The 14782-nt window shown below is 60.8% G+C and carries 11 protein-coding genes; 6 read left to right on the top strand and 5 right to left on the bottom strand.

Features of this window, described 5'->3' with window-relative positions:
* Window positions 1-8 precede the first annotated feature (8 nt).
* Entirely contained in the window at window positions 9-1073 is a 1065-nt protein-coding gene (locus tag QQL79_RS12295; protein WP_284391195.1) for a glycoside hydrolase family protein, read from the top strand.
* Window positions 1074-1110: 37 nt separating this feature from the next.
* Here the strand turns inward: QQL79_RS12295 and QQL79_RS12300 are convergent, their stop codons facing one another.
* From QQL79_RS12300 to QQL79_RS12315, 4 genes are all read right to left on the bottom strand, one after another.
* Complete coding sequence (locus tag QQL79_RS12300; RefSeq protein ID WP_284391197.1) at window positions 1111-1635, bottom strand: PadR family transcriptional regulator; 525 nt, start codon at window positions 1633-1635, stop codon at window positions 1111-1113.
* 78 nt (window positions 1636-1713) lie between these two features.
* Window positions 1714-4860 carry a multidrug efflux RND transporter permease subunit gene (locus tag QQL79_RS12305; RefSeq protein ID WP_284391199.1) on the bottom strand — a complete coding sequence of 1049 codons (3147 nt, stop codon included), beginning with the start codon at window positions 4858-4860 and terminating at the stop codon, window positions 1714-1716.
* 12 nt (window positions 4861-4872) lie between these two features.
* Window positions 4873-6066: an efflux RND transporter periplasmic adaptor subunit gene (locus tag QQL79_RS12310; protein ID WP_284391202.1), complete on the bottom strand. Its 1194-nt coding sequence runs from the start codon at window positions 6064-6066 to the stop codon at window positions 4873-4875.
* A gap of 109 nt (window positions 6067-6175) precedes the next feature.
* Window positions 6176-6745, bottom strand: a complete 570-nt coding sequence (locus QQL79_RS12315) for a TetR/AcrR family transcriptional regulator (protein WP_284391204.1) — start codon at window positions 6743-6745, stop codon at window positions 6176-6178.
* A 221-nt stretch (window positions 6746-6966) separates the two neighbouring features.
* Here QQL79_RS12315 and mepA point away from each other — a divergent pair, with 221 nt between their 5' ends.
* Both mepA and QQL79_RS12325 read left to right on the top strand, forming a co-directional pair.
* A complete protein-coding gene (mepA, locus tag QQL79_RS12320) occupies window positions 6967-7818 on the top strand; it encodes a penicillin-insensitive murein endopeptidase (RefSeq protein ID WP_284391206.1) in 852 nt (283 codons plus the stop codon).
* Between the two features lie 67 nt (window positions 7819-7885).
* The gene (locus QQL79_RS12325; protein ID WP_440588466.1) at window positions 7886-9568 is read left to right on the top strand and encodes an ABC transporter substrate-binding protein; all 1683 of its coding nucleotides are present in this window, start codon (window positions 7886-7888) and stop codon (window positions 9566-9568) included.
* Window positions 9569-9611: 43 nt separating this feature from the next.
* Here the strand turns inward: QQL79_RS12325 and QQL79_RS12330 are convergent, their stop codons facing one another.
* Window positions 9612-10433 (bottom strand): C40 family peptidase, encoded by an 822-nt coding sequence (locus QQL79_RS12330; protein WP_284391207.1) that lies wholly within the window; start codon window positions 10431-10433, stop codon window positions 9612-9614.
* Window positions 10434-10619: 186 nt separating this feature from the next.
* On the opposite strand from QQL79_RS12330, the gene QQL79_RS12335 reads away from it, so the two are divergent.
* From QQL79_RS12335 to QQL79_RS12345, 3 genes are all read left to right on the top strand, one after another.
* Window positions 10620-11531, top strand: coding sequence for an alpha/beta fold hydrolase (locus tag QQL79_RS12335; RefSeq protein WP_284391210.1), 912 nt, complete (start codon window positions 10620-10622; stop codon window positions 11529-11531).
* 224 nt (window positions 11532-11755) lie between these two features.
* Window positions 11756-13363: an MGH1-like glycoside hydrolase domain-containing protein gene (locus QQL79_RS12340; RefSeq protein WP_284391212.1), complete on the top strand. Its 1608-nt coding sequence runs from the start codon at window positions 11756-11758 to the stop codon at window positions 13361-13363.
* Window positions 13364-13450: 87 nt separating this feature from the next.
* The gene (locus tag QQL79_RS12345) at window positions 13451-14737 is read left to right on the top strand and encodes an ABC transporter substrate-binding protein (protein WP_284391214.1); all 1287 of its coding nucleotides are present in this window, start codon (window positions 13451-13453) and stop codon (window positions 14735-14737) included.
* The last annotated feature ends 45 nt before the right edge of the window (window positions 14738-14782 follow it).

The raw sequence follows: 14782 nt of genomic DNA on the forward strand, positions 1-14782 counted from the left end.
GAAGCATCATGACCACCACGCTTGGGCTGGACAACAAGGCCTTCACCATCAATGGGCAGAAGACCTATCAGGGCGCCTCCTTCCGCGGGCAATCGCTGGAAGGGCTGATGTTCAATTCCCGCATGATTCAGGCAATCTTCGACGACCGTAATCCCGAAACGCGCGCCAAATGGGCCTATCCCGATACGGGGGTCTGGGATGCCGATCGCAATACGGCCGAGTTCTGCGCCATGTTGCCGATCTATCGCAGACATGGCCTGCTTGCGGTCACGGTGGGCCTGCAGGGCGGCGGCTCGGTTTATACCAAGGAAAGCTTCCCCAATGTCGACAACACAGCCTTCAATGCCGACGGCACGCTGCGCACGGACTATTTCGCGCGCCTCGAAAAGGTGATCGACACGGCCGATGCCGCGGGCATGGTGGTCATCGTCAATTATTTCTACTTCGGCCAGGAAAAGCGTTTCGAGGACGACGCGGCCATGTTTGCCGCCGCCACCAATGCGACCGAGTGGCTACTGACCAAGGGCTACAAGAACGTCATGCTCGACGTGAAGAACGAAATCCAGATCGGCGATGGGCTGCTGGCCACCGGTGGCGTGCACAGGATGATCAACCATATCCGCGACGTCTCGGGTTCCGGGCTCCTGATCGGCACCAGCACCTTCCCCATGCCCGAGATCAATCATCTACCCGATGGCAAGTTTTATGATGCCGTCGATTTCCTGATGCCGCATGGCAATAACAGCGAGCCCGATGCCTGGCGCCGGGAACTCGAAATCTTCCTCGCCGACCCTCGCGTTCAGGGCAAGCCGGTGCTTTGCAATGAAGACTCCACCTTCGTCGAAAACCTCGACGTGTCGGCGGAGCTCGGCGTGTCATGGGGCTATTACGACCAAGGCTATGGCTGCGGCATGAGGCACGGCAAGGTGGACTGGCAGTTGCAAGACCGTGAGGCACGGTTCGAGGACCTCAGCGGGTATCAGACGCTGCCGATCAACTGGGGTATCAATACCGCCGACAAGCGCGCCTTCTTTGACCGCGTAAAGGCCCTGTCCGAAGGCAAGGCACAGTAGGGCGATAGCCTATAACCGCGCCTTTGGCGCTCTTGGTCTAGCAGCTTCGGTCTGCGCAAATCTTGCGAACGACCGTATCGAGGCCATCGCGCATGGCCTCGGTCATAGCCAACGCGTATTCGAGCGGCCAGCGGCCTTGAGGGCTACTGGCACGCTCGGACAACATAGCCTCAAGCCGCCCAACTTCGTCATCAAGATGCTGCTGGCGCGCCTCGATATGGGCCGCGACGATGTCGCGCGGCGCCAAATGGGCAAACCGTAGGAAATGCAGAAACGAGCTCTGGAATTTGTCCCTGGCCAAAGGCTCACGCAAGGCGGCGACGAAGCTCTCCCGCCCGGCCTCGGTGATGCGATAAATCTTGCGGCTGGGCTTGCCGACCTGTTCCTGGATCACGAAGGCAACGAGGCCCTTGGCCTTCAGCTTGGCCAGAGCCGGATAGATCGCCCCGATACTGGCATCGGCAAATAATGCGGCTTCGCCCTGGCTGAATTGCCGGCGGATATCGTAGCCGGTCGCATCGCCCTCATAGAGGATCGACAGGCACAATTGTTCAACGGTCAAAGCGCTCTCCTTCCCCGTTGCGTTGGAGGGGTAATGCGGGAACGGCTTCCACCGCCCCCGCATTTGCCGATGCCAGCCTCACTCCGCCGGAGCGGGCAGCGCTGCCGTTTCATCTATCTTTGCAGCGTCCTTCTTTTTGCCGCCGCCGAAAATCCGCATCACGAAGACGAAGAAGATCGGGACGAACAAGACGCTGAGCACGGTTGCCGAGATCATGCCGCCCATCACCGCAGTACCGATAGCGTTCTGGCTGGCGGCGCTGGCGCCAGTGGCGATGGCCAGCGGCACCACGCCCAGGGTAAAGGCCAGTGACGTCATCAGAATGGGCCGGAACCGCAGCTTGGCGGCTTCGATCGTCGCCTGCAGCAAGGGCACGCCCTGTGCCAGCAGATCCTTGGCGAACTCGATGATCAGGATGGCGTTTTTCGCCGACAAGCCGATGATCGTGATCAGCCCGACCTTGAAATAGACGTCGTTGGGCATGTCGCGCATGTAAACCGCGATCACCGATCCCAGGACGCCCAAGGGCACGACGAGCATGACCGAGAGCGGGATCGACCAGCTTTCGTAAAGCGCTGCCAAAAGCAGGAATACGAAGATGACGATCAGCCCAACCAGCATCGGTGCCTGCGAACCCGACTGGATTTCTTCCAGCGACTGGCCGGTCCATTCATAGCCAAAGCCATTGGGCAACTCGCCCACCAGGCGTTCCATTTCGGCGATAGCATCGCCCGAGGAATAGCCAGGAGCTGCCGAGCCACCGATGCGGACGGCCGGATAGCCGTTATAGCCAACCACCTGGGAGGAGCCGCGCTGCCACTCCGCCGTCGCAAAGGACGACAACGGCACCATGCTGCCCGAACTATTGGCAACATTGAGCTTGAGCAGATCTTCGACTTGCATGCGCTGGTCCTGATCGGCCTGCACGGTAACCCGCTGCATGCGGCCGGCATTGGGGAAGTCATTGGCATAGGACGAGCCCAGATTAGACGAGATCGTCGCATTGATCGCCGCAAAGCTCACCCCCAGCGTATTGGCCTTTTCGCGGTCGATCACGAGATTGACCTGGGCCGCCGCCGGCATGCCTTCGATGCGCAGACCTGCCAGAACGGGGCTTTGCGCCGCCGCGGCCATCAATTGATCGCTGCCCGCCATGAGCGCCGCCTGCCCTAGTCCGCCGCGATCCTGCAGCCGGAAGGAGAAGCCGTTCGACGTGCCCAGGCCCTGGATAGCCGGAGGCGACAGCGCAAAGGAAATGGCGTCCTTGAGCTGGAACAGGGCGCCATTGGCCCGGCCGGCAATAGCCTGCGCGGAATTGTTGGCGTTGCGATCTTTCCAGTCCTTGAAAGTGATGAAGGCCAGGCCCGCATTGTCACCGGCGCCAGAGAAACTGAAGCCATTGACGACGATCATGCTCTCGACAGCCTCTTCCTGGCGGAAAATATCCTCCACCTGATTGGAGACTTCGCGGGCACGATTGCTGCTGGCGTCCGTCGGCGCCTGCATGTCGACGATGACAAAACCCTGATCTTCATTGGGCAGGAAGTCGGAGGGAAGCTGCATAAGCCCCCAGCCCAGCCCGACCAGCAGAGCCAGATAGACCACCATGAAGCGGCCTGCCCGGTTAACCAGCCAGCCCACACCCTTGGAATAGCTATTGGTCGTGCTTTTCAGCCCGCGATTGAACCAGCCGAATGGCCCCTTTTTCTCGTGATGGCCCGGCTTTATGGGCTTGAGGAAGGTGGCGCACAGGGCCGGCGTCAGCGACAGGGCCAGGAAGCCCGAGATCAGGATCGACACCACCATGGTGATGCTGAATTGCTGATAGATCACCCCGACCGCGCCGGGAAAGAAAGCCATGGGAACGAACACGGCGGCCAGCACCAGCGTAATGCCGATAATGGCGCCAGTAATCTGCTTCATGGCCTTGCGCGTCGCATCCTTGGGCGACAGGCCCTCTTCGGCCATGATGCGCTCGACATTCTCCACGACCACGATCGCGTCATCCACCAGAATGCCGATCGCCAGCACCATGGCGAACATGGTCAGCACGTTGATTGAAAAGCCAGTCACCAGCATGACGCCGACAGTGCCCAACAGGGCCACCGGCACCACCAGGGTCGGGATCAACGTGTAGCGGAAATTCTGCAGGAAGACGAACATCACGACAAAAACGAGGCCGATGGCCTCGATCAGGGTGTGCAGCACCTTTTCGATCGAGACCTCGACAAAGGGCGAGGTGTCGTAGGGGACGACATATTCAACCCCTGGCGGGAAAAACTCCGCCAATTCCTCCATGCGATGGCGAACCCCTTCCGAAGTCGCCAGGGCATTGCCCGACGGGGACAATTGCACGGCCAAGGCCGCCGCTGGCTTGCCATCGATGCGGGTCGCGAAATTATAGGTCTCGGACCCAACTTCGATCCGCGCAACATCGCGCAGGCGAACCGAGGAGCCATCGGAATTGGCGCGCAGCACAATCGCGCCAAATTCTTCGGGCGTGCGCAATTGCCCGGTGACCAGAACGGTTGCGGACACCTGCTGGCCGATCGGATTTGGCTGTGCGCCGATCCGTCCTGCCGTAACCTGGGCGTTCTGGGCCTGGATGGCGGCCGTCACTTCCTGCGTGCTGAGATTGAGGCTGGTCATCTTGTCGGGATCAACCCAGACACGCATGGCGCGCTGGGAGGCGAACAGTTGCGCCCGGCCGACGCCTTCAACGCGACGGATTTCGCCCAGCACGTTGCGGCTGAGATAATCGCCCAGCCCCACCACGTCGAGCGAGCCGTCGGTGGAGACGAGGCCCACCATCATCAGAAAGCCGCTGCCGGCCTCCTGCACCTGGATGCCCTGTTGCGTGACGATCTGAGGCAGACGCGCTTCGACCCGGCGGACGGCATTCTGCACATCATTGGCGGCCTGGCTCGATTCTGTGCCTGGCTCGAAGGTGACCGTCACCGTCACCGAACCCGAGGAATCCGAGGTGGATTCGAAATACATGGCACCTTCCACGCCATTCATTTCCTCCTCGATAGGCCGGGTCACGCTTTGATACATGTCCTCGGGCGAAGCGCCCGGATAGAGAGCGCTGATCGTGACCTGCGGCGGCGCCACATTGGGGTATTGGGCAATCGGCAGCTGCGGCAGTGCGATAAGACCCGCAAGCATGATGAAGATGGCGACGACCCATGCAAAAATGGGCCGCCCGATGAAGAATTGTGCCATGCGAGAAGGACCTTAGCTTGCAGGAGTTTCAGTGGCCGGGGCCGCAGCGGTCGTTGCCGGCGGGGTCCAGGGTTCAGGGGCAACGGGCGAACCCGGACGGATTTTCTGCACGCCTTCGACCACAACGCGGTCGCCGCTATTGAGGCCGCTTTCGACCACTGAACGCGACCCAATGGAACGGCCGATGGTGACGGTGCGCAATTCCACGACATTGTCCGCGCCAATCACATAGAGCTGGGACTGGCCGCCCGCATCGCGCTGGATGGCTTGCTGAGGCACGGCGAAGGCACCCTTTTCCACGCCTTGATCAAGCAGCACGCGCACATACATGCCCGGCAGCAGATCATCATCGGGATTGGGAATCTCAGCGCGCAGCGTCACCTGTCCGGTGCCGGCATCGACCGCCGCGCCCGAAAACAGCAACCGGCCGGCATGGGCATAGGTAGTGTCATCGTCCATCAGCAGCGTCACGCTGGCTTCGCCGGGCGCTAGACTCGCCAGGCGGCCGTCTTCCAGGGCCTTGCGCAGCCGCAGCATTTCATTGGAGGGCTGGGTGAAGTCGGCATAGACCGGGTCGAGCTGCTGGATGATCGCCAGGTTCTCTCCGCTACCGGCGCTGACGAGCGCGCCTTCGGTGATCAGCGCGCCGCCGATCCGGCCCGAAATCGGCGCCTTTACCTCGGCATATTCGAGATTAAGTTTGGCTTCGGCAACCGCCACTTCGGCCAGCGCGACATCGGCATTGGCCGAGGCTAGCGCGGCTTCCGCCGCATCCGCATTCTGAGCGGTGCCGATATTGCGCTCCTGTGAAGCCAGGGCGCGCGTAGCCTGCTGGCTGGCCTGCAACTGCACGGCCATGGCACGCTCGTAGCTGGCCTGGGCGCTCTCTACCTTCAGCTGGAACGGCACGGGATCGATGCGATAGAGCACGTCGCCTTCGTTGACGAAACTGCCCTGCTCAAAGACGCGTTCAACCACGATGCCGGAGACGCGCGGACGCACCTGGGCAATGCGCGTGGGCGCAATCCGGCCCGGCAATTGGTTGGTAATGGCCAATTGCTCGGGCGCGACTTCGACGAAACTGACCGGCATGGGTGGCGGCGCGCCGGGGGTCTGGGGGGCGCTATTTGACTCGGTGCAGGCCGCAACGAAAGCGAGCAGGCCGATCACAGTCGCAACCTTGGCCAGGGAGCTAATTGCATTCATGGTGATATCCAAACTTTGGGCAGAGCAGATTTTACGGACAAAGAAGGGCCTACCCAGAACCGCCTTGCAGCGGTGGGACAGCCGGAACGAGAGATTTGAAAGATTGGGTTTAGTCTGGCGCGGTGACGTCACCCTGCGTGGTTGCAACACGTTCGATTTCGGCAAGCAGGTCCGCAAATTCCGCCGGCGACCACTTGTGAAAGCCCATCAGATGGAGAGAGCGCAGCCCCTCAAGCGCGAGCATGGCAACCAGCGCGGCACCTGGATTTTCTGAAGTTTCGGCAACTCTAGACAGCGTGCGATCGCAGCTCGTCCGGATCAGCCCCTGCAGATCCTCGTCCTGGGCAAGCGCTGAACACAATTGCAGCGCCACCGGCTCGGCTTCTTCCTTAAGCCAGTCGGCGGCAACGACGATGCGTCCGCGGATCTCGGTGTTTTTCTGTCCGTCCAGAGCAGCGACGGCTTCGTCGATTTTCTTGTCTTCGTTGGAAATCTTGCGTTCGATGATCGCCTTGATCAGGGCATGCTTATTCTTGCAATCATAGAGCACGCTGCCCTTGCTGATCCCAGCCTCAGCGGCTACGGCATCGAGGGTAAGATTTGATGCGCCATCGCGCATGACAACGCGCTCCCCGGCATCGAGGATCCTGTCGAGATCGATTGTTCTGGGACGTGCCATGGCGCTATGCGAGGGGGTTATTGACCAAGTAGTCAGTAACTAGGAACACGCGATGCGCTTATCAAGGGTATGGCCGATCATATTTTTTCGACATGGCCGATTGCAGAATCGGCCCCATTCGCAACACCGGCCCGGCGATAACGCGAGGGCGAGCGTGATCAGCGCTGTGACAAGTTCGGGGCTATAATGACATTCTGATTCCCGTCCCCGAGGTACTAATAATGCTTCTTCGCTTGCTGGGTTTCACATTCATTACCTTGCTCCTGCTGGCCCCGGCCGGCTTTGCGCAGCAGCCGGCGCGTGACCTTTTTGATGCAGTGGACCGCCCGACCGCCGGGCCTTCGATGCCGATCGGCGGCTATGCCCGGGGCTGTATTGCCGGGGCGGTGCAATTGCCGACGGATGGGCCGGGTTGGCAGGCCATGCGGCTGTCACGCGACCGCCGCTGGGGCACGCCCGAGCTTGTGCACTATATAGAGGCGCTTGCCCGCTTAGTGGCGCAGGATGGTTGGCCGGGCCTGCTGGTGGGCGATATGGGACAGCCACGCGGCGGTCCAGCGAAAAGCGGACATGCTTCCCATCAGATCGGCCTTGATGTCGATCTCTGGCTGCAGCCGATGCCAAACTACACGCTCAGCGCTGGCGAGCGTGAAAACCTGTCCGCGGTTTCGGTGCTCAGGAAGGGTACGCGCGATGTCGACCCGGCACGTTTCGGCGAAGCCGAGCGGCTGCTGATCTATCGCGCCGCACAACTGCCGGGTGTTGCGCGTATCTTCGTCGCGCCGGGCATAAAGCGGGCGCTTTGCGAGATCAGGTGGCGGGACCGTAGCTTTCTGCGAAACATCCGCCCGTGGTACGGTCATGACGACCATATCCATGTCAGGCTGGCCTGTCCGGCAGGCGCCTCGTCTTGCGTCGACCAGGACCCGGTACCGGCTGGCGACGGGTGCGGCGCGGAATTGGACTATTGGTTCACCGACGCCCCCTATCAGCCAAGCACCAGCCCACCGGCGGCGCCCCTGACGCTGGACGACCTGCCCAAGGCATGCGCGGCCGTTTTGAGTGCCGATTGAGACCGTCTCGCTCTTGTCTAGACGTCCAAGTCGCGCAAATCTTCGAGAGAGTGGCATCGCCTCAGCGATGCTTAGATGGAGGAGAAAAGCAGTGCTGAAGAATAAGATGATCCTGGCGGCCTCCGCTATGGTTCTGGCGATGGCGGCGCCGGCCAGCGCGCAGACGGTGCTGACAGCCAGCTCCGAGCAGACCACAACCTGGGTCCGCAATTTCAATCCGTTCAATCAGACCTCTGCCCGCGCAACGACCAAGGATTTCATTTACGAGCCGCTGGCGGTCTTCAACCGGCTGGCGGGCAACAAGTGGGAATATCGCCTGGCGGAGAGCTTCGAGCTGGCGGATGACCTCAAATCGATCACCTTCATACTGCGTGACGGGCTCAAATGGTCCGATGGGGAACCCCTCACCGTCGACGACGTGGTGTTCACCTACGACTATCTCAAGAAGTTCCCGGCGCTCGATTTCAACTCGGTGGCGCCGCTAATGGAGTCGGTGGAAAAGGTCGACGAACACACCGTCCGCTTTAACCTCGTGCAGCCCAACTCGCTGATCGCCACAACCATCGTGGCCATGCCGATCGTGCCCGAGCACATCTGGAAGGATGTCGCCGATCCGGTCACTTTCGCCAATGAGACCCCGGTCGGCTCGGGCCCCCTCACCGAGATCAGCCGCTTCACCCCCCAGGTCTATGAGCAGTGCCGCAATCCCAATTATTGGGACGCGGAAAGCCTCAAGGTCGATTGCATGCGGCTGCCCCAGTTGGCCGACAATCCGCAGGTGCTGGCGGCATTGGCCGACGGCACGCTCGATTGGGCGACCAGCTTTATTCCGGACATCGACAATACTTTCGTCGCCAAGGACCCCGAACACAATAAATACTGGTTCCTGCCCTCGAGCCTGGTCGCCTTTACGCTCAACCTCGAAAGCCCCGACGAAAACAACAAAAAGGCCTTCAACGACGTGAATTTCCGCCGCGCGGTCAGCATGCTGATCGACCGGCAGACCATTATCGACATTGCCGGCTATGGCTATCCGGTGATCAACGAAGATCCCTCCATGCTGGGCGAATTCTATAAGGCCTTCGGCAATCCTGAAGTCGCCACCCAGTTCGGCCAATATGGCAAGTTCGACCTCGACGCCGGCGTGGCTCTGCTCGAAACGTCGGGCTATGTCGATAAGAATGGCGACGGTTTCCGCGACAATCCCGACGGCACACCAATCAGCATCGATATCGAAATCCCCAATGGCTGGACCGACTGGATCGACGCCACTCAGATCGCCATCGAGACGTTGAAAGAGGCCGGCCTCGACGTGAAGATGAGCACGCCCGAGGAATCGGTCTGGGCCTCCGATCTGATCGGCGCGAAATACTCGATGTCGCTCAATGCGATAGGATCAGCGGCCAATCCATACTTTCCCTATATTCGCTCGTTCAACCCCGCCGACTTCGGCAAGAGCCGTACCTCGGCCCAACGTTGGACCGATCCTAAAGTGGTCGAAATGCTCAACAAATATACCCAGGTGAAAGACCCCGCCGAGCAGAAGTCGATCATGGATGCGATCCAGCTCAAGGTGGCGGAGGCCATGCCGGTTATCCCGGTTTACAATAGCCCTTCCTTCTACCAGTACAGCACCAAGCGCTTCACCGGCTGGGCCAGTGCAGAAAATCCCATCGTTTCGCCGGTGATTTCCAATGCCAATCCGGGCCGCCTGATCCAGCTGCTGGCGCTCGAACCGGTTGCGCAATAGTCCGCGCTAACGCAAAGGGGGCGCGCTACGGCGCGTCCTCGGATCAAAGCCGTCGAAAACCTGTGGGTTCGCCGCCGCCAAGACGCTTGATGCGCGCGACTGCTTCAGCCAAGGGCTCTATGGCCACCGCCATGTGCCAGCTATTGGCGTGGATGATGTCGGCCTCGTTGATCATTACCGCCACATGGCCACGCCAGAAGACGAGGTCGCCGCGGCGCAGCGCTTCGATCGGCGCGCCCATGGCCGCCTGCTGGTCGCTATCACGCGGACAGGCCCGGCCGCTGGCGTAAAGCGCCTGCTGCACCAGCCCGGAACAATCGAGCCCCAGGCTCTCGCGCCCACCCCATTGATAGGGCGTGCCGACGAATTGCTCGGCGACCGCCACATAGTCTGGCTCCGCTTGGTCGATCGGCGCGAGATGTTCCTGCACAAACCAGCCTGCCACCGTCTTCACGAAACGGCCCTCTTGCTCCCCGGCGGCAATCACCGCGTTCATCGAATAGAGCCCGGCTGTCGGGGCCTTTATGCTGGGCGCACTGAAGGCATAGGTGCGGAGCGCCCGCACGCGATGGGTCGACGGCGCGGACGGTGAACCTAGGGCGCCGGCTTCGACATAGCCGACATAGCGGTCACGCACTGCCTGTCCGAAAGCCCAGCCATCCGCCTCGTCCAGCACTTCGAAAAGTTCACCGAACAGCAATTGATCAAGCTGTTCAGCACCAGCCGATGGCGCACGGCGCAGGGCGGCCGTGGGCAAGACCGTCTGGCGCATGGTCGTATCGATATAGCGATCAGCCGGAACGATCCCTTCGAGCGACCGGGCGGCGATTCCGTCGCGGGCCAGGGTCAGGCGGGGATCAGGCAAAGCGGACCTTCAGCGCGGCATAGGAGGGGTTTGGCATGCCGGAACGCTAGCTCAACACGCACGATCTGTCACCCGCTCACGCTGGACTAGCAGCGATCATTCAGGAGTGGGAACCGGCATTTTTTTTCGGATGCGTCGATTTCCCTCCCGCTCGCTCGTCGTCAAAGCAAAGAAGAGGAGATCCCAATGCTGAGACGCACCTTCCTATCGCTGACCGCCGCGCTGGCCCCGCTCATGGCGCTGCCTGCGCTCGCCCAACAATCCGACCAAGCTGCACAAGGAGCCACCATGTTGCCCGCCCCCTCGAAATCCGGTTACGCCCCCGTCAACGGCGTCGAAGTTTATTACGCCATCTATGGTGAGGGTGACCCCCTCGTCCTGCTGCATGGCGGATTGGCCAATATCGACATGTTCGGTCCCAATGTCGCCCTGCTGGCCGAGGGCCATCAGGTCATCGCCATCGACCTGCAGGGGCATGGACATACCCTGCCCTTCGACCGCCCGATGAGCTATGAAGCCATGGCTGACGACGTCGCCGGCGTTATCCAATATCTTGGCTTCGAGAAAGCGGACCTTATGGGATATTCGCTCGGCGCGGGGACTGCCCTGCGGGTAGCGATCCAGCATCCGGGCCTGGTGGACAAGCTGATCGTCGTCTCCGCTCCCTACGCCTGGGCGGGCTGGCACGACTATAACCAGCAGGGCATGCGCTCGATGACACCGGACATGGCCGAAGGCATGAAAGGGACCCCGCTCTATGAATCTTACGCGGCTGTCGCGCCCGATGTGAACAATTTCCCGGTCCTGATCGAGAAGGTCACGGCGATGATGATGAACGACTACGATTGGTCCGCCGAGGTCAAGCAGATCAAAGCGCCGACACTTCTCATGTTCGCCGATTGGGACGCCGTACGCACCAGCCACGTCGCCAGCTTTTTCGAACTGCTCGGAGGCGGTTTGCAGGACGCGCTATGGGACGGCTCGGGCATGAATGCCAACCGCCTGGCCATCATCCCCAACGCCACCCACTACACTATCTTCGCCGATACACGACCTGGCGAAGCAGCCATCGCCTTCCTCGATGCACCGGCACAATAGATCGTCGGCGGCGCAGCAAAGGTCCGGCTCCGCCGGGCCTTTTCGGTGCTTAACGAAGGCGGCTAGAGATAAGGCCGGCCTGCACCGCGCTGGAGCCGTGTGACGATCCTGCAGCAAACGGTGTGTTGACAGTTCTGAGGTACGTCCCTTAATGCATCTACCATACAAGAATGCCGGTGGGGATGATGGCGGAAACGCTTCTCGATGAGCTGCGCGGGATCAAAATGCCGGACATTTTATCCGGTGCTTCCGCACGTCCCGAGATCGCGACCGTCACGCAGGAATTCGCGGCCTCTGGCGTGGCTTTTGTGACGTCGAACAGGGCATTGCAGAAGCGCTACTATGATGCGACGAGTGAGCTTTTTGCCTGTATCAAGCCGATGGCAGGTCTATCGCCCATCCTACAGGAAGGCGGCATCTATTTTGGCTGCTGGCTGGAAAGCACCGGCACGATCAATGCCGAACTACTATCGCGCTTCATTCCGTCGGTCAGCCAATCGACCTATGCTTCATTCGCGGAGTTCCAGCGCGAAGATGGCCTGCTCCCCTATAAGGTAACGGCCGACGGACCGGTTTTCTCGCAGATTCAGCTCGTCACCCCGTTGGCGCGATGCGTCTGGAACCACTATGCACTCAATGGGGAGGATCGGGATTTCCTGACGCGCATGTATCGCGCCATGTCGGCCTATGACGCCTGGATCGCGCAATATCGGGACACGCGCGGCAGCGGCGCCGTAGAGGCCTTCTGCGCCTTCGATACCGGCCATGATCTTTCCGCCCGCTTCTGGCATGTCCCGGATTCACCGGCCGGCAATGACCCAACTGCCTATCGTGCCGACAATCCCATCCTGCCCCTGATCGCCCCCGACCTGACCGCGAACATCATCTGCCAGCGCTTCTACCTGGCGCGGATAGCCGAGGAGCTCGGCGAGGATGGCACGCCCTGGCGTGAAAAGGCCGAAACCAGCCTCAAGGCTCTCTTTGAGCAATGCTACGACGCGGAGGATGGCTTCTTTTACGATCGCGACCGCAATGGGCGCCTGGTCAAAGTTCAGTCGGACGTGCTGTTGCGGGTGCTCGCCTGTGAAGTGGGCGATGACGCCTTTTTCGCCGAAGCGCTGCAGCGCTATCTGCTCAACACGCGCAAGTTTTTCGCCAAGTATCCGTTCACATCGCTGGCGCTGGATGACCCGCGGTTCGATCCAGCCTTCGATTACAACAGCTGGTGCGGACCGAGCAATTTCCTGTCGCTGATCAGGGCTCCACATGCCTTCGAGCATCACGGTCGTCACGTTGAGTTGACCTGGGTCTTTTACCCCATCCTGTCGTCGCTGAGCCGTTCCACCCGATTTTCGCAGACCGTGCATCCCTCTACGGGCCGAGACGGATTTACCGAGACCTATTCGCCCTCGATCCTCTGCATGCTTGATTTCGTCGAGCGTCTTTGCGGCATCCTGCCCCGTCCAGATGGCACGCTGTGGTTTACCGGCCTTGTGCCCTACCAGATCGATCACCGCGACGACGCCCACGAAACGGCCTATAGCCGGCGCATCGACGGAAATCTCTTCGAGCTGGTCAATACCAGCGAGCGGTCGACGGCCTATCGCAACGGCGAACAGCTTTATGACGCACCCAAGGGCGTGCGGCTGATCACGACGCGAGATGGCCAGGTCACATCCTTGATCGGCATGAGTGTCGAGCCGGTCACCGGAGTCGTCAATACATCATCCGGCGGCCTGCCCTTCCGGGCGGCTGCAAACGAAGTTCTGACTTTGCAGAACGGCGTTTTTAGAGTTTCGAGCGCTCCGGGGCTGGTGCCACCCAGCTTCTAGCGAATGGCAAGTTTGCCGCAGCGCAAGCGGCACTGGCGGGTGCACCAAATGCACCGATCTGAGGTACGTAGCTCAAGGGAGATTGGAATGAGCTTGAATAGACGTCGGTTTCTCAGCGCAGCGGCTGCCGCTGCCGGGTCCACAGCCCTGTTCCCGGCACTGGGTCAGAGCGCTTTTGCTCAGGATCGCAATATCCGCCATTTCTGGTGGGGCAATCCCGAGCGGGACAAGCGCACATTCGAAGTCATCCGCATCTTCAACGAGAAGAATCCGGGCATTGTGGTTACCGGCGAAACGCTCGGCTCAGCGGATTATTTCACGCGCCTCACGACCCAAATTGCCGGCCGCAACATGGCCGATGCCATCCAGATGGGTTATGGCGTGATGTTTGAGTATATCGATCGCGGCGCTATCCTGCCGCTCGACGACTATATTGGCGGCGCCCTCGACATTTCGAAAATGGACGAAAGCGCCATTTCAGCTGGCCGCGTCGATGGCAAGCTCTACGCACTCTCCATCGGCGCCAATTCGCATGTCTCGATCTACAATACGCGGCTCTTCCAGGAAGCCGGCATTGAATTCGATCCATTCGGCTGGACGTATGATGATCTCAAGCGCATTGCCGCCGAAGTAAAGGCCGCAACCGGCGTTTTCGGTTCTGATGACGGCACGGCCGATTACCAGCTGTTTTCGGACTACGTGCACCAGCGCGGCGAACGTCTCTTCACCGATGAAGGCAATTTCGGCGCTTCGCCGGAAATCATCGCCGATTATTTCGCGATCTGGACTGATATGCGCACGGAAGGCTCGCTGCCTCCAGGTCAGGTCTCGGCTGGCCTGGTCAATGCCGAAATCTCCAACTGGGGCATCGTCACTGGACAAACTGCGATGTCCTACGCCTGGAGCAATCAATTGGTGGGCGTGCAAAACCTCATCCAGGACAAGCTCGGCGCCGCCATGTTCCCCAATACACCAGAGATGATCCCCGGCTCGATCATCCAGCCGAGCCAGTTCATCTGCCTCAGCCGCGACACCGTCGATGCCGAGGCGGCCGTCGGCTATATGAGCGCCTTCGTCAATGATCCCGATATGACGGCAGTGCTCGGCCTCGAGCGCGGCATTCCGGCCAATTCGGACGTCCGGGCCGCTTTGCAGCCCAAGCTGACCGAAATCGAGGCCACCTCGGTCGCCTTCTTTGACGGCATCCAGGGCAAGACCATGGACTTGCTGCCCCCGCCGCCCAATGGCGCGCAGGAAATCGAGGCCATGTTCGAACGCGTAGCCGTGGCCGTCCTGCTCGATCAGGGTTCCGTGCAGGATGTCGCCAGCCAGATCGCCCGCGAGGCCGAAGGCATTCGCCGCCGTAGCCGCTAAGGCCAAACCATGGCCCGCCGGGCGTCCCGGCGGGCAGATGCTTGT

This window comes from Devosia yakushimensis (assembly GCF_030159855.1).
GTDB lineage: Bacteria > Pseudomonadota > Alphaproteobacteria > Rhizobiales > Devosiaceae > Devosia > Devosia yakushimensis.